The sequence below is a fragment of the Acinetobacter apis genome (assembly GCF_900197575.1).
Classification (GTDB): domain Bacteria; phylum Pseudomonadota; class Gammaproteobacteria; order Pseudomonadales; family Moraxellaceae; genus Acinetobacter; species Acinetobacter apis.
This window is the reverse complement of record NZ_FZLN01000002.1, coordinates 274,497-295,459: the sequence shown is the minus strand read 5'-3', so window position 1 is coordinate 295,459 and position 20,963 is coordinate 274,497. Positions and strand designations below refer to the sequence as shown.

The 20,963-nt window shown below is 37.9% G+C and carries 19 protein-coding genes; 12 read left to right on the top strand and 7 right to left on the bottom strand.

The annotated features are described in order from the left end of the window. Positions 1-10: 10 nt before the first annotated feature. A complete protein-coding gene (gene dapA / locus CFY84_RS07920) occupies positions 11-904 on the bottom strand; it encodes a 4-hydroxy-tetrahydrodipicolinate synthase (RefSeq protein ID WP_088823676.1) in 894 nt (297 codons plus the stop codon). 298 nt (positions 905-1,202) lie between these two features. On the opposite strand from dapA, the gene pncA reads away from it, so the two are divergent. Next, entirely contained in the window at positions 1,203-1,835 is a 633-nt protein-coding gene (gene pncA, locus CFY84_RS07915) for a bifunctional nicotinamidase/pyrazinamidase (RefSeq protein WP_088823675.1), read from the top strand. A 40-nt stretch (positions 1,836-1,875) separates the two neighbouring features. Here the strand turns inward: pncA and CFY84_RS07910 are convergent, their stop codons facing one another. Continuing rightward, a complete protein-coding gene (locus CFY84_RS07910) occupies positions 1,876-2,427 on the bottom strand; it encodes a YqcI/YcgG family protein (RefSeq protein WP_088823674.1) in 552 nt (183 codons plus the stop codon). Between the two features lie 98 nt (positions 2,428-2,525). Next, positions 2,526-3,077, bottom strand: coding sequence for a TetR/AcrR family transcriptional regulator (locus tag CFY84_RS07905; RefSeq protein WP_088823673.1), 552 nt, complete (start codon positions 3,075-3,077; stop codon positions 2,526-2,528). A gap of 78 nt (positions 3,078-3,155) precedes the next feature. Between CFY84_RS07905 and CFY84_RS07900 the strand changes: the two genes are divergently transcribed. Together CFY84_RS07900 and CFY84_RS07895 are read left to right on the top strand one after the other, a co-directional pair. Further along, positions 3,156-3,977, top strand: coding sequence for a hypothetical protein (locus CFY84_RS07900; protein ID WP_088823672.1), 822 nt, complete (start codon positions 3,156-3,158; stop codon positions 3,975-3,977). A 509-nt stretch (positions 3,978-4,486) separates the two neighbouring features. Then, positions 4,487-4,846: a hypothetical protein gene (locus CFY84_RS07895; RefSeq protein ID WP_088823671.1), complete on the top strand. Its 360-nt coding sequence runs from the start codon at positions 4,487-4,489 to the stop codon at positions 4,844-4,846. A 46-nt stretch (positions 4,847-4,892) separates the two neighbouring features. Here the strand turns inward: CFY84_RS07895 and CFY84_RS07890 are convergent, their stop codons facing one another. Together CFY84_RS07890 and gabT are read right to left on the bottom strand one after the other, a co-directional pair. Beyond that, entirely contained in the window at positions 4,893-6,344 is a 1,452-nt protein-coding gene (locus CFY84_RS07890) for an NAD-dependent succinate-semialdehyde dehydrogenase (RefSeq protein WP_088823670.1), read from the bottom strand. 46 nt (positions 6,345-6,390) lie between these two features. Beyond that, positions 6,391-7,650, bottom strand: a complete 1,260-nt coding sequence (gene gabT / locus CFY84_RS07885; protein ID WP_088823669.1) for a 4-aminobutyrate--2-oxoglutarate transaminase — start codon at positions 7,648-7,650, stop codon at positions 6,391-6,393. Positions 7,651-7,805: 155 nt separating this feature from the next. Here gabT and pdxR point away from each other — a divergent pair, with 155 nt between their 5' ends. From pdxR to CFY84_RS07860, 5 genes are all read left to right on the top strand, one after another. Next, positions 7,806-9,305: a MocR-like pyridoxine biosynthesis transcription factor PdxR gene (gene pdxR / locus CFY84_RS07880; protein WP_088823668.1), complete on the top strand. Its 1,500-nt coding sequence runs from the start codon at positions 7,806-7,808 to the stop codon at positions 9,303-9,305. A 265-nt stretch (positions 9,306-9,570) separates the two neighbouring features. Then, on the top strand, positions 9,571-11,004 hold the full coding sequence (locus CFY84_RS07875) for a gamma-aminobutyraldehyde dehydrogenase (RefSeq protein ID WP_088823667.1): 1,434 nt from the start codon (positions 9,571-9,573) through the stop codon (positions 11,002-11,004). 53 nt (positions 11,005-11,057) lie between these two features. Beyond that, entirely contained in the window at positions 11,058-11,507 is a 450-nt protein-coding gene (locus tag CFY84_RS07870) for an ester cyclase (protein WP_088823666.1), read from the top strand. Between the two features lie 129 nt (positions 11,508-11,636). Continuing rightward, entirely contained in the window at positions 11,637-12,359 is a 723-nt protein-coding gene (locus CFY84_RS07865; protein WP_088823665.1) for a FadR/GntR family transcriptional regulator, read from the top strand. 26 nt (positions 12,360-12,385) lie between these two features. Next, positions 12,386-13,117, top strand: coding sequence for a cache domain-containing protein (locus CFY84_RS07860; protein ID WP_088823664.1), 732 nt, complete (start codon positions 12,386-12,388; stop codon positions 13,115-13,117). 5 nt (positions 13,118-13,122) lie between these two features. Here CFY84_RS07860 and CFY84_RS07855 read toward each other — a convergent pair whose 3' ends face one another. Then, entirely contained in the window at positions 13,123-14,604 is a 1,482-nt protein-coding gene (locus tag CFY84_RS07855; RefSeq protein ID WP_171289061.1) for an APC family permease, read from the bottom strand. Positions 14,605-15,138: 534 nt separating this feature from the next. Further along, positions 15,139-16,017 (bottom strand): LysR family transcriptional regulator ArgP, encoded by an 879-nt coding sequence (locus tag CFY84_RS07850; RefSeq protein ID WP_088823662.1) that lies wholly within the window; start codon positions 16,015-16,017, stop codon positions 15,139-15,141. A 114-nt stretch (positions 16,018-16,131) separates the two neighbouring features. On the opposite strand from CFY84_RS07850, the gene CFY84_RS07845 reads away from it, so the two are divergent. The 4 genes from CFY84_RS07845 to CFY84_RS07830 all read left to right on the top strand — a co-directional run bounded on the left by CFY84_RS07845 (position 16,132) and on the right by CFY84_RS07830 (position 20,957). Next, positions 16,132-16,749 (top strand): LysE/ArgO family amino acid transporter, encoded by a 618-nt coding sequence (locus CFY84_RS07845; RefSeq protein ID WP_088823661.1) that lies wholly within the window; start codon positions 16,132-16,134, stop codon positions 16,747-16,749. 15 nt (positions 16,750-16,764) lie between these two features. Continuing rightward, complete coding sequence (locus CFY84_RS07840) at positions 16,765-17,277, top strand: DUF1543 domain-containing protein (RefSeq protein WP_228149619.1); 513 nt, start codon at positions 16,765-16,767, stop codon at positions 17,275-17,277. Between the two features lie 126 nt (positions 17,278-17,403). Further along, positions 17,404-17,667: a PAAR domain-containing protein gene (locus CFY84_RS07835; protein WP_088823659.1), complete on the top strand. Its 264-nt coding sequence runs from the start codon at positions 17,404-17,406 to the stop codon at positions 17,665-17,667. Positions 17,668-17,882: 215 nt separating this feature from the next. Continuing rightward, positions 17,883-20,957, top strand: coding sequence for a type VI secretion system Vgr family protein (locus CFY84_RS07830; protein ID WP_088823658.1), 3,075 nt, complete (start codon positions 17,883-17,885; stop codon positions 20,955-20,957). Positions 20,958-20,963 lie beyond the last annotated feature (6 nt).

The window sequence follows — 20,963 nt, the reverse complement described above, 5'->3', positions numbered from 1 at the left end:
AATTGTGCTCTTAAATAATACCGATATCTTGGAGAGTTTCACGTAAAGGTAAACGATGCTGTTCCGCCAATGGCGTCAGCGGCAAACGAATGCCTTTTTCAATCATTCCCATTTCATAAAGCGCCCATTTGACAGGAACTGGATTGGCTTCACAAAACAAAATAATGTTTAATTTTGCAATTTCGCGGTCAAGAAGGCGAGCTTGCTCAGCATGATTTGCAATGGCTTCTTGGCAAAGCACACTAACTTTTTTCGGGGTAACATTCGCTGTTACTGAAATACTGCCTTTTCCGCCCATGAGCATGAGTTCAGTGGCTGTTTCATCATCGCCTGAATAAACCACCATTTGGCCATTCAAGCGTTCAATCAGCTCTCGGCCACGTTCCAAATCACCTGTGGCATCTTTAATACCAATAATGTTTTTTATGCCAGCAAGACGCATGACTGTGTCATTGTGCAGGTCAGTGATAGTACGGCTTGGAACATTGTATAAAATAACGGGAATATCAGCAGATTCTGCAACCGCTTTAAAATGTTGATATAAGCCTTCTTGGCTTGGCTTATTGTAATAAGGCACGACAGACAATACGGCATCTGCACCGAACTCATATGCTTCTTGAGTTAGCTTAACAGCTTCATGTGTTGAGTTGGCGCCTGTTCCTGCAATCACTGGAATACGTTTATTTGCAACACGAACAACTTCTTTCACGACTTGCGAATGTTCATCCATGGTTAACGTTGATGACTCACCAGTTGTTCCTACAGCAACAATTGCGTTGGTACCCTGTTCGATATGCCATTCAACGAGCTTCTCTAGACCCTTCCAGTCTACCTTGCCATCTTCAAGCATTGGAGTGACGAGTGCGACAATAGAGCCTTGAATGTGCTGAACGAGCTGAGTCATTTTAAAAACAATCCTGTTGTGCCATCTCTCATCAATATGAGATGGTCGTTTATTCGAAATTTAAAAAATTCAATGAAAGATTCAAATCACTGCATAAAGTATATGCAAATTATGACTGATCACTGAAAGAAGAACAACTTTATTTCATTACGTTTATAAAACCTTATACACTTTTTTTCAACTCCCTTTACTCGTTATTCAGTTTAAAGTATGACTAAATAGGCATGACAATACACTTTATTTTGTTTGTTCAATACCAAATGAATGAACGATTAAAGCAAATCACAGCGGAGATGAGATGAAGAATACAGCATTGATTGTGGTTGATATTCAAAATGGCTTTATGCCAGGTGGGCAATTGGCTGTTGAACAGGCAGATCAAGTTATTCCCTTAATTAATACGTTAACAAAACAGTTTAATCATGTCGTTTTGACCCAAGATTGGCATCCAAGTGATCATATTTCATTTGCAGATAACCATGAAAATAAACAACCTTATGATTTGATAACACTCGATTATGGTCCACAAATTCTTTGGCCACGTCATTGTGTACAAGGGTCAGAAGATGCGGCATTTCATCCTGCATTAAATATCGATATTCCCGCAGTACAACTGATTATTCGTAAAGGCTGCCATCGTTATATAGACAGTTATTCAGCATTTTTGGAGGCAGATCATCAAACGCCAACTGGTTTAAATGGTTATTTAAAAGAAAGAGGAATAGACACCGTTTATGTTGTAGGTGTTGCAACAGATTTTTGTGTGGCATGGACAGCAAAAGATGCTGCAAAACTTGGTTTTAACACCTATGTTATAGAAGATGCGACAGCAGCGATCGACTTAAATGGTTCACTTGAGATTGCATGGCAAGAAATGAAAGCATTAGGTGTTGTGCGTATACAGAGTCATGAAATCTTAATTAATCAATGACATGTGATAGGTACATGGCTGTACCTATCACCTATACATACTAACTAACTTTTTTCATTATTTGGTTTTGATTATATTGCTGAATTGATGTTTTTTGAATAATTAAAATGAGCTGGTTATTGGGTTGTTGTATGATGTCAGCGCAATTTACCAGCTGAATAGATAAAGCAACTCCATTAAAATAAAAATAATAATGATGTGGGTTCATGGGGTGTTTTGATAAATATGCTGGCCATGTACATGGATCAGACTGATGTACATAGCTTAGCGCATCCCAAACCAATTGTTCAGTACATTTTTGACCTGAGTCGTTAAGCTGTTGATCAAAAAAAATGATGAATGGCTGCTCAATCACATCTTGTTGTAGCTGATGCTCAATGTTGGTGTAAATAAGCAGTGGTGTAAGCAGATGATGTTGATTTTGGAAATGCTCTTGATGGCAAAAGCTATAAAAAAAGTGTGTTTGTTTTAAGCTGTCCCCTAGACACTCATCACATAGTTTCTGGCGTACCATAGGATTTCTAAAACGAGTGACAACATCATCTTTCCACGCTTCATCGTGTAAAAAAAGATCTTCAGATTGATAAATCATAAGCGACCTGCACTAACCTATCTACTGTGGGTTACTTACGATTGTACAACATATATACGTACAGGTCTGTACATTTTAATTTTTTTTGTAACAGGGTACTATGCTTTAATCATTTGGAGAACCAATGCCCAGACAGCAGAGATTGCTCTTTGATCTTTAAACATTTTTTCATGAATAATTGCACCATCTAGGAGCATTCGCATTTGAAAAGCCAATTGTTGATGGTTTTCTAAGCCCATAGATTGTAAAACCTCTTGCAACAAACTCACGGTCCATTCTTTGTGTAAAATAGAAATATTTCGCGAGTTGGTGTTATAAGGTAGTTCATCAAGTGCTTTGATGAACATGCAGCCATGGAAGTTATCTTGGTTAAACCAATGATTAAACCAATCGAAAATTCCTTTTAAACGTTCAAAACCATTCTCTTTAGAAATAGGTTCTAATGACAATAAAATGCTTTCTCGAATGAGTTGATCACGCTCTTTTAAACATTCGGTAATCAAAAAATCTTTTGATGGAAAGTACTTATAAAATGTCATCTTGGCTACTTTGGACTCGGCAATAATGCGATCTATTCCCACACTTGAATAGCCGAATTCATTAAAAAGCTCAATTGCTTTATAAAGAATATCTTTTTGCTTTTTTGACATCTACAAATCTCTTGATAATTCTACTATTATACTGGTATACAGACTAGTCTGTAAAAAATATCACTTAAGGGGGCTCACATGTGTAATGCAACACAAAACCAAACTGCAAGACAAACGACAATAGACTTGTTAAAGCAATCTATTCCAAAAGAAAACTGGGACGAGAATCAAAGAAAGTTAGATTTGCTCAAAGAACAAGTGTTAAAGCACCCATTGTTTGAGCATAATATTATAACACGTCTTAAAAATAAATCATTTTCTCTAAATAAAATACAAAGTATTCATTTAGAATATCAGCACAGTATTGTTGAAATATTTACTGATGCATTATTAATGTCTCAATTCCAAGCAAAGCAGTTAGATAATAAAATATTCTCTTCTGTTAAAATGTATCCTCGTTTTTTAATTGCATTTAATATTAATGATGAGTTTGGTTTATCTTCAGACCATAATAGTTATAAAGACACACCATTAAATTCACATTTTTGTTTATTTAAAAAAGTTTTAGATGACTTAAGCATTTCTAAAGAAACACAAGATACATTTGTATTTTCTAAAGAGGCAATCAACTTAAGAAACTTTTTAGAAAGTACTTACTCTGATTATATTAAAGTGGTTTTAGCACTCGCAATTGCAGAACAGCAAGTAATTACCTTCTCTCCACCATTAAGAGAATCAGTTGCTAACTTGGATATCGCTGTAAATAGAGGCTATTACAATGTCCACGGTACAACAGATGATGGCACAACAGAAGCTGCTGATGATCTTCATGAGCAAGATTTATGGTTGCTATTAACACAGGCTTTACATTTTTATGATTTTGAAGAAATCAGTCAAATTGCATTTGATTATTGCGATCTATGGAATGCATTTTGGAATAAAATGGACGAAACTGCATAACGCATAATCAAATAAAAAAAGGGAGAATTCTCCCTTTTTTTATTTTGTGATATCTATAAAAATAAATGAATTTATGTTTTGTATTTTTACATCTTTAATAATAAAAATTTAAATGAATGTTATTATTGTTAAATAGTAGTATTAAATGATTGGAGTATTTTATTTAATAGTATGAGGAAATAAATTAATAACTATTTTATTTTAATAAATTTATTTTAAAGTGAATATGTGTTCTTTTTTAAAATAAGTTTTTTTTAATATTTAAAATAAAATTTGTTATCTTTTAATATATTTTTCCAATAAAAATTATTAATGTCTAGTGAATGAAAAACAAAAATAAAGGTAAAAAAATCATTTTTTCATTTGTTTTTTCAAGGGGTTGTCTAAATTTTCTTCTAAATTTTAAGATATGTTGCAATAAACATCATTACATGGCATTTTTTGCTACAAGACTTATCATTAAAATCTATTACTATTTGAGGAATACATCATCCAATTGGGTTGGAAAAATGAATTGTCCTCAATGTCAATCTTCTGTGATTAAATCACGTAATCATGATCAAATATTAAATACCATGGGTGGCGTAGTGTTAGGCTCTGCAGGCGTTGCAGCTGGTGCTGTAGGTGGGGCAGCCGCAGGCGCATCTACAGGCGCTGCTATTGGTACTTTAGCGGGGCCGTTAGGGATCATTACAGGTGCAACCATTGGAACATTTGTTGGTGCAATTAGTGTTGGGGTAACCGGCGGAATTTTTGGAAAGCGTTTTGGGAAGCGGGCAGGGTCAATGATTGACCGTAATATTTTTTTAGATTGTCAGTGTCAAAAATGCGGGCATCGCTTCAAGTTAGCGGCGACTGTAACGAAATAAAAAAAATCGGCTTTCATTGAAAGCCGATTTTTTTGATGAGTCTAAATTATTTAGACACGTCAACAATTAAGAATTTAGTTTCTAAATAGTCATCAATACCGATCTGTGAACCTTCACGGCCAAGACCTGATTGCTTAATCCCACCGAATGGACCAACTTCATTTGAGATTGAGCCTGTGTTCACACCGACCATACCATACTCTAATGCTTCACCAACACGCCATTGGCGACCTACACTTTGGGTGAAGATATAAGCAGCTAGACCATAGATTGTGTCGTTGGCATATTCAATAGCTTGGCTTTCTTCTTTAAATGAGAATAAAGCTGCGATTGGGCCAAATGTTTCTTCTTTAGCAATTTGCATGTCTTGCGTTACATGTGTCAGTACTGTTGCTTCAAAGAACACACTACCTTTGTCTGATGATTTACCACCAACAGCAACTTTCGCGCCTTTGCTAGTTGCATCATTGATATGCTCAAGTACTTTATCTACAGCTGCTTGCTCGATTAGCGGACCTTGTGTTACGCCTGCTTCACGACCATCACCTACTTTCAATTTAGACACAGCTTCAACAAGCTTTTTGCTTACTTCGTCATATACGCCTTCTTGAACATAAATGCGGTTTGGACATACACATGTTTGGCCACTGTTACGGAATTTACTTGAAATAATTCCTGCAACTGCTTGGTCGACATCAGCATCATCAAAAACGATCACAGGTGCATTACCACCTAGCTCTAACGATAATTTTTTAATCGTTGGTGCTGATTGTTGCATTAAGATACGACCAATTTCAGTTGAACCTGTAAATGTCAGCTTACGAATAGTATCGCTTTCACACAATACTTTACCAACATCAGATGATGCGCCACTGATGTTAATCAGCAAGTCATCAGGTAACCCTGCGCGACGTGCCAATACTTCAAGCGCATATGCTGAAAGTGGCGTTAATTCAGCAGGTTTTACAATCATTGAACAGCCTGCAGCAATTGCAGGGCCTGCTTTACGTGTAATCATAGCTGCTGGAAAATTCCATGGCGTAATTGCTGCAGTTACACCAATTGGCTGCTTTAACACCAAGAAACGCTGGTCTTTTTGCGTTGTTGGAATGATGTCACCATCAATACGGCGCGCTTGTTCAGCAAACCAACGTAAGAATGATGCTGCATATTCAATTTCACCTTGTGCTTCAACAACAGGTTTCCCTTGTTCAGCAGTTAGGATTTCAGCAAGGTCTTTTTTGTTTTCTAGGATCAGTTTATACCAAGCCAATAAAACATCAGCACGTTCTAGGGCAGTTTTATTTTTCCAAGACGCTTGTGCTTTTTCAGAACGGTCAATAACTTCTAAAACTGATGCCTTTTCGTGCTTTTTTACCCATCCTAAGCTTTCTTGTGTAGATGCATCATTGACTTCAATATAGTCGTCTGGGTTTTGTGGTTTCTCAAAACTAATATCTTTATGTTCTAATAAGTGTTGAAGGTGCTTTGAAATCATGCGAATTGCTCCGAATTTCTTTGTCTGCTGTTGTCGGTATTCATGGTTAGTTTAGTACTTCAAAACTTTGTTTTAAGATGTGTAAACCTTCTTTAAATTGATCCGCAGGAATGGTTAACGGATACAAGAAGCGAATTACATTACCATGTTTACCACAGGTCAGTATCAACAGACCATGTCGCATTGCTTCGTTTTGTATAGCTTTCGCAAAATCTGCATGTTGCACTTCAACAGCAATCATTGAGCCAATCGCACGTATATCGGTAATCACATCGGAATGGCTTGATTTTAAATCAGTTAAAGTCGTTAACAGTTCTTTACCAAGCGTATTCGCACGCTCACATAATTGCTCTTCTTCGATCGCATCTAAGACGGCATGTGCTGCTGCAATTGAGATTGGATTACCTGCATAAGTCCCACCAAGTCCGCCTGGATTTGGCGCATCCATGATGTCTGCACGACCAACAACACCTGACAATGGAAAACCACCTGCCAAGCTTTTTGCCATAGTGATTAAATCAGGTTCAACTGAATAATGATCCATTGCAAACAGTTTACCTGTACGTGCAAAACCAGATTGCACTTCATCTGCAATTAAGACAATACCGTGCTCATCACAAATTTTTCGTAATTCAACAAAAAATGCATCAGGAACAATATGAAAACCGCCTTCACCTTGTACAGGTTCTAATACAATCGCAGCCACATCGTGTGCAGCAACATCTTCATTGAAAATGTCATGAATACTATTAATTGCCGCTTCTACACTAATCCCTTGTTTTTCGACTGGATAGCGTGCATGGAATACACCGCCTGGCATTAAACCAAAATCGCGCTTATATGGTGCAGTTTTACCTGTCATCGCCATAGTCATAAATGAACGACCATGGAATGCATTACCAAAAGTAATGATGCCTTGGCGTTTTGTATGCGCACGGGCAATTTTTACTGCATTTTCGACAGCTTCTGCGCCTGTTGAGAAGAAAGCAGTTTTTGTTGCGCCTGAAATTGGTGCACGTTCATTAATCCGTTCAGCCAATGAGATATAACTCTCATACGGTACAACCTGATATGCTGTATGAGTAAATTGCTCAAGTTGTGCTTGAACAGCTGCAATCACTTTTGGATGGCGATGCCCTGTATTTAGAACGGCAATCCCGCCTGCAAAATCAATATACTTATTGCCTTCTTTATCCCAAATAGTTGCATTTTCAGCTTTTTCAGCATACCACTGACACATTACACCGACACCACGAGGGGTCGCATTTTGTTTACGTGTATTGAGCTCTGATTGTTGTGTACTCATTGCAATCCTCATTATCTTTTTAAATACATTGATTTTGTCATGTGCTGTTGCATCGATAGATGCTTTACAATAACAACACGACGGATCATTAAACTACATTGTATTGTTTTTATTGATTTTACGAGAGCCACTTTTTACATGTCGGAGAGAGCCAATTGCATAGTTTGTTAGGAGATCATGTACTGCAACGGTTGCAACAAGAAACCAGTGGCACGTTACATCAGCGCGTATTTCGTTGCTTAAGGTATGCAATTGTAGAGGGTATTTTAGCACCCATGGCAAGGCTGCCAGCATCAAGAGATTTAGCACGAGAGTTACATGTTTCAAGAAATACCATATTAAGTGCCTATGAGCAATTACAGGCAGAAGGTTATGTGGATGCGAAAACAGGACATGGCACATGGGTAGTACCACACTTGCCAGATGCGTTTTTAAAAGTTGCGCAAGAAAAAGCCAATACAGTTCATCCATCAAGTACTGAAAAAAAAATGTTGTCACGTCGTGGTGCAAGCTTAGTCGGCTATGCTGCCGCATCGCCCTACCAATGGGGTGCTTTTGTACCTGGTGCACCAGATGTGACCGAATTTCCACATCCAATATTTAGTCGGATACAGGCTAAACTCAATAAAGAGCCGCAAATCGAACAGTTGATCTATAGCAGTGCAGGCGGCTGCCCAGAATTGCGTAGTGCTTTGGCTGATCATTTACGTGTTGCACGTTCAGTGCACTGTGATGCTCACCAAATTATTATTACTGAAGGCGTACATCAAGCGGTAGATTTGGTTTGTCGAACGCTTACTGATATTGGTGACGATGTTTGGATTGAAGATCCTGGGTATTGGGGTGTTCGGAATAATTTACGCATGAATGGCGTTCAAATGCGTCCGTTGCCTATTGATCAGCATGGTGTTGTATTAGATCAATTGCCCAAAGGGTCGCCTAAACTCATCTTTGTGACGCCATCACACCAATATCCATTGGGGTCACATCTTAGTTTGGAACGGCGAAAGCAATTGATTGCTATAGCACGTGAGCATAAAAGTTGGATTATTGAAGATGATTATGACAGTGAGTTTCGCTTTTCAGGATTACCTTACCCATCTTTGCAAGGATTAGAAGAAGACAGCCCTGTTATTTACATGGGCACGTTTAGTAAAACCATTTATCCTGCGCTAAGAATTGGTTATATCGTGGTACCTAAAGCATTGTATTCGCCACTTCGTGTGGCTGCGGCAGAATTATACCGTGGTGGACATTTACTGATTCAGCGTGCATTGGCTGAATTTATTCGTGAAGGACACTATGAAGCACATATTCGTCGTATGCGTCTGCTTTACGGTAAGCGACGAAAATTTTTAATTAACCTAATTTCACGTTATTTAGGTGAAGATTTCTTACATGAATATGATGATCAATCCGGTTTACATATCATTTTAAAATTACCATCGCATTGTGATGATGTGGCAATTGCTTCAAGTGCTTTACTCTATGGCGTGAAAACTCGTCCATTATCACAATATTATTTGTTTTCTCATGCACGTGCACAGCGCGGACTATTGCTTGGATTTGCTTGTGTGAATGAAAAAGACATGATGATGGCTTTTGGTATGTTATTGCAATGTTTACGAGAATTTGGCATTGAAAAGCTAAATTAAGACAGCAAAAAAAGATGTATGCAAATGCAATTTTAAGGAGCCATTTACTACTTAGAGAAGAGAGCCAATGCAGGGTATTGATGGTATTCATATTGCTGTATATATAAATAAAAATGTTTAATAAATAGTACTTTAAGTTATTTCTTTCGTTATTTTTACTGTATTTGATCCCATACTATGAATGAAGAGGCTACTGAATAGTTCTTGACAAAAAATAGTTAAAATAATACATAAAATGTTATATGTTTTAACAAGAGCGATGGAAATGACTAAAGAAGTACTAAAACATTTTATTAATGGCGAATATGTCCAAACTAGTGGTACTGAGTTTTTTGATCTTGTCAGTCCTGTAGATGAACAAGTATATGCCTCATCACCAAATGCGACTCAAGATGATGTGGATCAGGCATATATTGCAGCATTGGAAGCGGCAAAAGTTTGGGGTAAAACTACACCATCAGCTCGTCAAAATGCGTTGTTAAAACTTGCAGATGTAATAGAACAAAATGCTGAGCGCATCATTGATGCACAAAGTGCTGAAACAGGACAATTAAAGCATATGATTGCTCAAGAAGAAGTGAAAACTTCTATTGATCATATTCGCTTCTTTGCCGGTGCTGCACGTTGTTTAGAGGGTAAAGCAACAGGTGAATATCTAGAGGGTTATTCATCAAGTATCCGCCGTGAGCCGTTGGGCGTGGTTGGTCAAGTGGCACCATGGAATTATCCATTAATGATGGCCGTTTGGAAAATTGCACCTGCATTGGCAGCAGGTAATTCTGTTGTATTAAAACCGAGTGATACCACACCATCGAGTAGCTTAATTTTAGCGGAGCTTGCAGCGCCACTATTTCCAAAAGGTGTGTTTAACGTAATTTTAGGTCGTGCTGATGCAGGCTCTAAAGTTGTTTCACATGAAACACCTGCTTTGGTTTCAATCACAGGTTCTGTGCGTGCAGGGTTACAAGTGGCGGCATCTGCTGCTGCAAACTTAGCAAAAGCACATTTAGAGTTAGGCGGAAAAGCACCTGTCGTGGTATTTGCTGATGCGAATTTAGAAAAAGCAGCAGAAACCATTGCCATTGCAGCCTTCTTTAATGCGGGGCAAGATTGTACAGCTGCAGCACGTGTTTTGGTTGAAGAGTCAATTTATGAAAAATTCATTGCGCTTTTAGTTGAACAAACTAAAACCATTCATTGTGGCCAACCAGATGACGAAACTGCATTGTATGGCGCTTTAAATAATGATCGTCAGCTTGATCAAGTTAAAGGCTTTTTAGCACGACTGCCTGCCAATGCCAAAATTGAAATTGGTGGTAACCGTGTTGACCGCCCAGGTTATTATTTTGAACCAACCATCATTAGTGGTTTAGAGCAGCATGATGAAGTGGTTCAAACAGAAATCTTTGGTCCTGTGATTACTGTTCAATCTTTCAAAAACGATGATGATGCGCTTGAGAAAGCCAATGATGTTGAATATGGTTTAGCATCAAGTGTATGGACGACAAGTCATTCTCGTGCTTTACGTTTTAGCCGTGATTTAGACTTTGGTACAGTTTGGATTAATACCCATATACCTTTGGCTGCTGAAATGCCACATGGCGGTTTCAAAAAATCAGGCTATGGTAAAGACTTATCTGCTTATGGCTTAGAAGAATATACCCGTATTAAGCATGTAATGAGTGCATATGACGAATAATACACTTGTATGAACGTCATTGAAGTAGAAAGTATTTTTAAGGTTAAAACATAATGAATAATGATAAAGAAGTAGCAACAGTAAATTTAACTGCAGCAGAGTCAGCATCAAAGCAATTGATAGATTCCTATATGGCTGAATGGAATAATCAAAATGCTCCAAAAGCCGCAACATATTTGACACCTGATGTTCAATATTTTGATGCAGCGGTTGGTTCACCTTTGATTGGTCAGACACAAGCACAAGAACAAGTGATCCAAGTGTTCTTAACAGCGTTGCCTGATTTCAAATGGGAAATGATTAGCGCCCCTATTTTGAATAAAGATGGGATTGCATTTGAATGGCGTATTACAGGGACAAATACGGGTGTATGGGGAACTGAACCTGCAACCAATAAGCCAATTTCCTTCACGGGTGTGAGCTTTATTCGCATACATGAAGGTAAAATTACTTATCAAGGTGATTATTATGATGCAGAGAGTTTAAATAAACAGCTCAGCTAGTCAGCATTCGGTACATAAAAAAAGAGAGCTCGCTCTCTTTTTTTTGTTTATTGAGAAAAATAATTATTCATTTTAAGTTGCTTCTCTTACAATCCATTTATTATTTCAAATGGATCTGCTAGCAGACTCATGATTAGACATGCTGTAATTTTTAGTCCACTTGGACAAGCTACTCGAGTTGAGCAAGTGATTGCACGTTTAAGCCATGCCATTATCACTGGCTTGTTAGAAGCGAATGAGCAATTGCCCAATGAAGCAGAATTGGCGAAGCTAATGGGGGTGTCACATATCACAATTCGTGAAGCACTCAATACATTACGAAGTCAATCGTTGATTTACACCACACGTGGACGACATGGTGGTAGCTTCATTAATAAAATATCATCTGAGCAGCGGGTCAAACAACATCCTCTACATCAGCTTAGTAGTGATTATCTCTCTGACTTAGGAGAGTTTCATGCGGCAATCGTGCTCAGAAGCACCAAACTTGCTTTACAGCGCACCACTGTGAAAGAGTTGACCAAGTTAAAACATTGTATTGATGTATTTGCCGAAGCAAGCACAGCTGAGTTTCGAGCTCAGTCAGATATGCGCTGCTTACTTACTATTGTTGCCAACGCACAATCCGCCCGACTTGCCAATCAGGCATTAATGCTTCAATCAGAATGGGCACCACTTATTGCGGTGTTATATCAAAAAGATGAAATTCATACAGCAATGAGCACATTATATTTAGAATTTTTTGAGCAATTTAGTCAAAAAAATACACAGGCGATTCATTGTATTGAGCAGATTTTCATGCATTTGACAGATGAATTGTTAAATCAAAAATTTAAACTGAAAACATTATAAATCTCAAATTTAATGAAGGTCTGAGTATGGACATTACAAGCGATAAGCAGCAGCGCATTCAACGTTTAGAGCAAAAAATCTCATCTATTGCTGGCTTGTTTATGCAGTCTATTCAACAATTGGCTGCGGATTTTCAACAGGTTTTTTTATCGTCAGCCACACAAAATTTAACGCCAGGAATATTGTGTTCACCTGAGCTTCGTTTAGGGCTGCAAACAGCCATTCAACCGCGGCTTGAGAATGACCCATATTGCCATGGTGCAGGGTTTGCCAGTTATTTTGATCAAAAACAAACCAATTCTGAATATTGGTTACTTGAGTGGTGGTTAAAACAGCCGACGTCAGATCATCTTCAATTAGAGCTTGATCAAGGCACACAGCAGCGGTTAGATTTTAGAACGTTTGAATGGTTTAATCATACAGAATGCAGCCAAACACCATATATTCATGGCCCATATGTGGACTATATTTGCAGTACAGCGTATACATTAACTGCAGCACAGCCTATTTATGTGAACCAACAGTTTATGGGTGTTGCAGTGATGGACTTATTGGTTGCAACCTTTGAAGAATGCATTTCAGAAGAACTTAAACTGATTGATGATGTGGTCTGTATTACCAACCAAGAAGGGCGGGTGATTGTCTCTAATACGGCAAAATATCGCATAGGTAGTTTGATTCATGACAATCAAGTTCAAGCATATCAAAAAAATACCTATGCGCCGTTTCACTTATATTTCAGTGGTACGTTACATTAAATCATTTATGGCTGTTTAAATGCGCGTAACTTGTTGGCATATTCGACTGCATCATTTTCTGGTGCATTCGATTGTCCATATGGCTTGGCAATAAACATATATAACAAGCCACTACCAATGACAATCGCAAGGCCAATCAACACCACCCAACGATCTAAAATGGTATGGCCATCCGCAGGCTGTGCCAATAAATAAATTGCCATTACACCATAAATTAACGCAATCACATTAATTGCAAAGCCAAAGCGACCCACGCTCCATTCACCTGCAGGTTTCCACCCTTTGATACGTTGACGCAGTGCAGCGAATACAATCATTTGAAATGCAACATAAATTCCGATGACAGCAAATGCTGTGATGCGTGCTAAATTGTCTGGTGAGAAATAAACCCATACACAAATTATAAGCGGCAATATGCAGCTTACAATCATGGCATGGTCAGGCACACCTTGTGCAGACAGCTTAGATAACCAAGCACTTTTCGGCAGCATTTTGTCACGTGAAAATGAAAACAGTAAACGACTGAGCGCAGCTTGTAACGATAAAATACAAGAGAGCATTGCAATAATGGCAATGACAATAAAGATATTGGCGCCAGTTGTTCCTAAGGCATCACGTAAAATAGCAGGAATAGGATCGCTAATTTTACCAGAAACAATAGCCGCCAAATTAGGCGATGCCAGTAAATAGCCAAGTACAGAGATCACTGCCGAAATAGCACCAAAGACAATACTTAGAATCATTGCAACAGGAATTTGTCGGCTTGGATTTTTTACTTCTTCTGCGACATTACCACATGCCTCAAAACCAAAAAACATAAACAAACCAAGGAGGGATGCAGAAAAAAATGCAGTCACATAAGAACCATTACTTGCGACTGCACCCATTGAGTCAAAAACAATTGAAAAGGGTTGTTCGCGATGAAAGATCAGTAAATAAATACCTAAGGCAATAACACTCACAATTTCACACCAAAACCCAATTCGAGCAACTCGTGCTAAGTTTTTGGTGCCAGACATATTAATAACCATCACAAACAGCAATAAAACGACGCTCGTTAATAAGCTATTGATCGGACTATTTTCATAGTGAAATAATGAGGCAACAAAGGCTGCGCTATATTCTGCAATAGAGGTAACTGTCACAACAATGGCCCATAAATAAATCCAAGCAGCCATCCATGCATATTTACGTCCCCATAGCCGCCGTGCCCAAGGATAAAGCCCGCCTGTAATTGGGTATTGTGATGCAGTTTCACCAAACACAATAGCAACCAATAATTGACCAAATGCTGCCACTAAAATCCACCAAATAGAAGGTGGACCTGCCAATGTAATGGCCAAAGCAAATAAGGAGTAAACTGCGGTCAATGGTGATAAATAAGTAAAACCCAAAGAAAAGTTTGAAATCAGCCCAATTGACCGTTCAAATTGAGAAGATGTATCGGATGTTGGAAGAGAGGTATCTTTTACTGCGCTATTTTTCATGATGCATCCCTATTCATGTCATGTGATATTGTTTTTAATTGAAAGCAATAGAGCACTGATACATATAAAACCATCTGGATGTACTGACTTATTTAGCAGTAGCGTACTTTGGAATGAGGGTAAGCAATCAGTCATTTTAATATAGACCCCCATCAGTTCGTGCATAAATAGGCCGTACCGTATTAATCAATAAAACATTAAATGTTTTATGTTTATAAATAAGAATTTGGCGATTTTCATGCCATTAAACGAGAGCCATTTATTTGATAATAGAGAGAGCCAATCGGGCATAAAATTAAAATTTAATGCTCAAACCTATTTTTATACTGCATGTGATATGTATTACATTGATATCTTTATTTTTAAGATATTGTTTTTAAATATATTTAATTTAAAAACCATGATTTGAGTTGTGATATATCTGAATCAAATTAGAAATAAATATGCTGTATTCTTTAGTATAATATTCAATGAAAATAGGACTAAAAAAGCATTTTTTTGATTATAAGTGAATGAAATATATAATATAAATAATTAGTTTAATATTTGTTGAGCATAATGTACAACATGCTGGGTTAATAGCTGTAATTGTTTAGATTGTTGCTGCCAATGGTGCCAATACAAAGGAATATCTAAGGTGGCTTGAGGACTTAAAATAATTAAGTTAGTGTCTTTGACTTGCAGTTCTGGCACCATGCCATAACCAAGTCCTAATTCAATCGCATGTAAAAAAGATTCAGACGATGGAATAAAATGATATGGATAAGCCGTTTTAGGTAGACCAAATTGTTTGAGTAACACATCCGCATGCATTTCATCTTTACGGTTAAAAATAACAGCAGGTGCATGGCGTAAAGTATTACGATGAATTCCTTGATGGAACCATTGCCGAATAAAGTTTTCTGATGCCACCAAATAATATCGTATATGACCTAAATACACCGCATAGCAGCCATGCTGTGGGGTCGATAATGTTGAGACACAGGCATTGACTTGACCCGCTTGCAGTAAAGCATGAGTATGATCTTGATCATCAACATGAATATTTAACAATATTTTTTCTTTTAAAATGACATGTTGTAATGCAGGCAAAAACCAAGTGGCAAGGGTATCTGCATTGGTGGCAATTGAAGCTTTAAAAAATGGCGAGTTATTTTCTTTACCTGAAAACTGATGCAGTAAATCTTGTTCTAATAAACGAACTTTATTTAAATAATGCCAAAGTTCTTCTCCTGCTTGTGTCATTTTACACGGTCTTTCTCTGAGCAATAAAATTTGCCCTAAAGCATGCTCAAGTGCTTTCACCCGCAAGGTAATTGCAGAAGCAGTAACATGAAGCTGAGTTGCTGCAATCTCAAAACTGCCAGCTTCGACCACAGCTAAAAAAGCTGCGCACTGTTTGTGATCCAACACCAACGGTAACCTTAAAAAAATTTAGTTTGATCTATATTTTCTTAATAATAATTAAAAAGCAATCACTTTGTGAATAATAGCCATATTCAGACCAAATATTAAAAAGAGGTTGCCATGTGGTGGATGACATTTGGACAAGGCTTGTTCATGGGTGCGGGACTTATTATTGCTATTGGAGCGCAAAATGCACATGTGCTTCGTATGGGCTTACAACGTCAACATGTTTTGCTTACGGTATTCATTTGTATTTTATGTGATGCCATTGCAATCACCCTAGGCGTGGCAGGTATTGGACAATTTATTCAACAAAATGACATTTTGATGTTTATTGCCAAATGGGGTGGTGTTGCCTTTTTAACATGGTATGGGCTAAAAGCACTTCAACGAGCAGTTTTTGCCCAAGCAAGTTTGTATGTGCGACATGCAGAAGAAAAAATCACCCGAACCACAGCAGTACATTTGGTATTGGCTGTATCTGTATTAAACCCACACTTGTATTTAGACAGTATGGTTTTGCTTGGTGCAATTGGCAGTCAGCATACAGCAGGGCAAGCAAAAATTGCTTTCATTGTCGGTGCAGTCGCAGCATCAATCATTTGGTTTACTTTACTTGGTTGGGGGGCAGGAAAAATGGCACCGTGGTTTAAAAAGCCGATAGCATGGCGTTGCATTGACTTATTTGTTGCATTCATGATGTTTACAGTGGCAGGATTACTGATTTCATCGACTTAAACAAAGGCATAATTGGTGTTAAATCTTTATTTGGTTTTACTTGGAGGCAAACATGCACAGGCACACATTGAAGTGCATGATATACGACCTGTCATTTGTACTGATTTAAGCCACAGTTATGGCAAATTAAAACAACAATGGTTTGGTCTAAAACAAGGGGTACACATTGACGGATGGATGAAAATTCATGGTGTCAGCTACCAAGGGATAGATTATCGTGTGGTGATTCAGCCTGAACCACCTCATCAATCAGTACAATTAAAATTATATTTAATTAATCTTGGGGCATATGTGCCCCATCTTTTTGGTGAAATTCATAAATATGTAGTAGTGGCAGGACATGATCCGATGGATGCCAAACAAGAAGGAAAATTTTTTATTGAACAACACTGGGAGAAAGCACATACCGATGCTGTCATTGATGTGGATGATTGTATTGAACTGACTTTGTTTGATGATTATCACATTCACTTAGAACAAGGCCATTATGATGTTAATCAGTTTAAAAATGACTATATAATAATTTAAATCAGTAAATCTATTAACTTTTACACTAAAAAAAGTAATTTTTGTCACATTAATGTTGCATAAATGTGTTTAAATATTCATTCTAAATGTAATCATTAAGTTTGTTGCTAACAAAGAGTTTAAGTTATGAAAGGTTTTGCTGTTGATAAAGCACAGACAACACATGGGGGTGTTGTGCCTGCTACACAAAGTCAATATACCACCATGGGTGTTCCTGTACTCAGAGCAGGAGATGGCCATTATTGTCCCAAATGCAAATGCTGGTCGACTGTGCAAAAAATGCATAATGATGTGATTGTCGATGGTAAATCGGTTGCTTATGAAAATGATGCATTAAGTTGTGGTGCAAAATTAATTAAACAACAAAGTCATGTTGTTGGTGCAGGTTAGGCTTAAAACATAGATCTGTGCAATTAAATATCGGTGTAGCTAGCGCTGTTATTGCATGAACTACGCAAGCCGATGTCATATATTGGCAATTACAACTAACAATTCTTCACTCAATCACTTTTATAAAAATCTGTGTATAAAAAGTATTCTTTATGTAAATTAGTGTGATATATTCAACTTAATCTTAATTAAATATTATTTGATAGGCTTTTTTAGTGCTCAATATTTACGATATTTTAGATAAATTAGGTTTTGATAGTCAGACACGTGCAATCAGTGCGAAATTTTCAAATACTTTTTTGAATAAAAACGTATTTGTTCAGCGCGTTGATGGTCATCAAGAAATTAATTCTGGTTTAAATATAGAATTATTGGCACTGTCGGTTGACTCAACAATTCCTTTAAAACAATTCATGGGTTGCCAAGTTGCAATTGATACGGTTACAGATACAGGTCAATTGTTTCGAACAACAGGGCTTATTACAGAAGCTTCACAAGGTCAAAGTGACGGCTCATTAACGGTCTACAAATTACAACTCAAAGACGCAACTGCTTTATGGCAAAAACGCCGTAATCAGCGTGTCTTTATGAATAAATCTTGCCTAGACATTATCCAAATTTTGTTTAAAGAATGGCAAGAACGCAGCCCTTTATTTGCAGCAAGCTTAACCCTCAGCACCGAACGTCTTCATCAAGACTATGATGTTCGACCTTTTACAATGCAAACGTCAGCAGAATCTGAGTATGAGTTTATAACTCGGTTACTCAAGTCAGAAGGGATTAATTTTTTTATTGATGAAACAGAAAGTTTTGTTCGTGATAACAGTGCTCCAATTCAGCCTCAAAAATTATGTTTAATTGATGATAATCATCAGTTTGAGGCATTAACACGTCAGAATATTCGTTTTCACCGTAGCGATGCAACTGAACCATTTGATACCATAACCCAATTTATTGCACAGCGTAAATTACAGCCCACAGCGGTACATGTACAACGTTGGCAACCCAATGAGCTTAATCAGCAAGATGGGGCAGGATCAGTATTATCTTATCATCAGCACAGTGAGCAACATGACAATGAAAGTTTAAGTTTAGAAGATGCATGGCACATTAGCCCTGCATGGATACAAGACTTAAACGGTGAAGATGGTGCGACTGCATCAAGCAGATCACAACTCGAACATCTTAATGATCAATTGTCTAAACAGCATAATCTCAACGCAAAATATTTTACAGCCTATAGCACCGTGCGTGATGCTAAAGTTGGTTATTGGTTTAAATTTCATGGGCATCCAGAAATTGATCAACATCATGAATCAGAACAAGAATTTTTGATCTTAAATAAGCATTTTTATAACCAAAATAACTTACCCAAAGATATTCAAAAACAAGTTCAATACTTGTTAACAGAAAGCCATTGGCACAACAAAAACCATGAAGAAGAAGCACAGCGTCAAGGCAATTGCTTAACTTTGATTCGTCGTAGTATTGATGTTGTACCGTCATATCATCCAGAACAAGACAAGCCTGTTGCACATGTACAACGTGCGCAGGTTGTAGGGTCTGCAGGTGAGCAAATTCATGTGGATGAATGGGGACGAATTAAAGTACGTTTTCTATTTAGTCGTGCAGAAGATAATGCACATGATGGCGGTGCAGGAAGTAATCACTCAGATACAGATTCGGCATGGGTAGATGTATTAACGCCGTGGGCAGGGGATGGTTATGGTGCGCGGTTTTTACCACGTGTCGGTGAAATTGTAGTGATTGACTTCTTTGATGGCAATATTGACCGTCCATTTGTGATGGGTCGTTTGCATGAAGCAGAACGTACACCTACCCAGTTTGATCGAAAAGGAAAGTTACCACACACTAAAAAGTTAAGTGGAATTCGTTCACAAGAAGTCGATGGTAGCGGGTTTAACCAACTTCGCTTTGATGACACCACAGGGCAAATTAGTACCCAATTACAAAGTAGCCATGCAGTCAGTCAGCTTAACTTAGGTCACTTAAGCCATCCTAAAGATCAGGCGACCAGTCAAGGGCGCGGTGAAGGCTTTGAATTACGAACAGATGCATTGGGTGCGGTCCGTGCGGGTCGTGGGCTATTACTTTCTACTCATGAAGACGCTCATGCAAAACAGCCTCATGCTGATGCTGCAACCACAAAAAAACAGCTGCAAGGATCACTTGATAATACACAAGCTTTAAATGAAATTGCCCAAGGGCAACAAGTTGATCCGCTCGATATGCTAGAGAATTTAAAAGCATTTTTAAATCAAATTGAGCAAGAAGATCAAGATAAAGCCAAAGTCTTTAAAGAGGCTGTCATTTTATTGGCGTCGCCTAAAGATGTGGCGTTATCAAGTCATGAAAATATCTTTTTATCTGCAGATGGGCAAATTAATCACAGTGCGGGCGACAGCATCAATGTCAGCACGCAAAAGAATGTATTTGTACAAGCCCAAGAAAAAATCAGTTTATTTGCAGCGCAGCAAGGGGCTCGTCTATTTGCAGGATTAGGCAATGTTGAAATTCAAGCACATGGTGGCGGCATTTCAGCATTGGCTAAACAAAGTATTCAATTGGGGTCAGTTGAAGAATCTATTCGTATCTCTGCACCGAAAGAGATTACTTTTGAAGTAAATGGTTCGAGTTTGCAACTGTCTTCATCAGGAATTGTCCTTAAAACCAAAGGCGTATTTGACGTTCAATCATCGCAAAGCACCTTTAAAGGCGCAAGTGGCGGGCAGGTGCAATTAAAATTGCCACCAAGCCCAAAACGTGGTCAAGGCATCTTAGAGTTATTGAATACTTATAACCGCGATCAAGGGGTAAAAAATGGTCGTTATACGTTGGTTGATAATTTAGGCAAAGAAACCAAAGGTCAGTTAAATGATCAAGGTCAAGCTGAAGTGACAGGCTTACCTACAGGTTTTGCTAAAGTGTATTTTGAGCCTGATTCACGTGATCCTTGGCGTGCAGACAGTGATTTTAAACGTCAAACAGCGTGGCCATCGGCCAATACGACTCAGCCTCAGCGTACCAGTTTACTTGGACGAGCCTTTAAGAAAATATCTGAACCTCACACGCTTAATCAACTGATTGAAAACACTAAAAAAGTTAAATCAGATGGCTTACGCGGTGTCATTCCTTTAATGCAAGAAACCATGTTAAATCAAGAAAACCTTAAAAAAGTAATTGATGGTATTGGCTCAAATGACGATATGTCGCATCCCAATACGTCAACATCTGATGTCATTCCAACAAATCCATTTGTATCTATTTAAGAGGCT

Coding starts and splice junctions, on each gene's coding strand:
- CFY84_RS07835 (WP_088823659.1), top strand. CDS start 17,404: ATGAAAGGTTTTGCTGTTGATAAAGCACAGACAACACATGGGGGTGTT.
- CFY84_RS07860 (WP_088823664.1), top strand. CDS start 12,386: ATGGACATTACAAGCGATAAGCAGCAGCGCATTCAACGTTTAGAGCAA.
- pncA (WP_088823675.1), top strand. CDS start 1,203: ATGAAGAATACAGCATTGATTGTGGTTGATATTCAAAATGGCTTTATG.
- gabT (WP_088823669.1), bottom strand. CDS start 7,650: ATGAGTACACAACAATCAGAGCTCAATACACGTAAACAAAATGCGACC.
- CFY84_RS07845 (WP_088823661.1), top strand. CDS start 16,132: ATGTGGTGGATGACATTTGGACAAGGCTTGTTCATGGGTGCGGGACTT.
- CFY84_RS07910 (WP_088823674.1), bottom strand. CDS start 2,427: ATGATTTATCAATCTGAAGATCTTTTTTTACACGATGAAGCGTGGAAA.
- dapA (WP_088823676.1), bottom strand. CDS start 904: ATGACTCAGCTCGTTCAGCACATTCAAGGCTCTATTGTCGCACTCGTC.
- CFY84_RS07855 (WP_171289061.1), bottom strand. CDS start 14,604: ATGAAAAATAGCGCAGTAAAAGATACCTCTCTTCCAACATCCGATACA.
- CFY84_RS07875 (WP_088823667.1), top strand. CDS start 9,571: ATGACTAAAGAAGTACTAAAACATTTTATTAATGGCGAATATGTCCAA.
- CFY84_RS07900 (WP_088823672.1), top strand. CDS start 3,156: ATGTGTAATGCAACACAAAACCAAACTGCAAGACAAACGACAATAGAC.
- CFY84_RS07870 (WP_088823666.1), top strand. CDS start 11,058: ATGAATAATGATAAAGAAGTAGCAACAGTAAATTTAACTGCAGCAGAG.
- CFY84_RS07905 (WP_088823673.1), bottom strand. CDS start 3,077: ATGTCAAAAAAGCAAAAAGATATTCTTTATAAAGCAATTGAGCTTTTT.
- CFY84_RS07865 (WP_088823665.1), top strand. CDS start 11,637: ATGATTAGACATGCTGTAATTTTTAGTCCACTTGGACAAGCTACTCGA.
- CFY84_RS07895 (WP_088823671.1), top strand. CDS start 4,487: ATGAATTGTCCTCAATGTCAATCTTCTGTGATTAAATCACGTAATCAT.
- CFY84_RS07890 (WP_088823670.1), bottom strand. CDS start 6,344: ATGATTTCAAAGCACCTTCAACACTTATTAGAACATAAAGATATTAGT.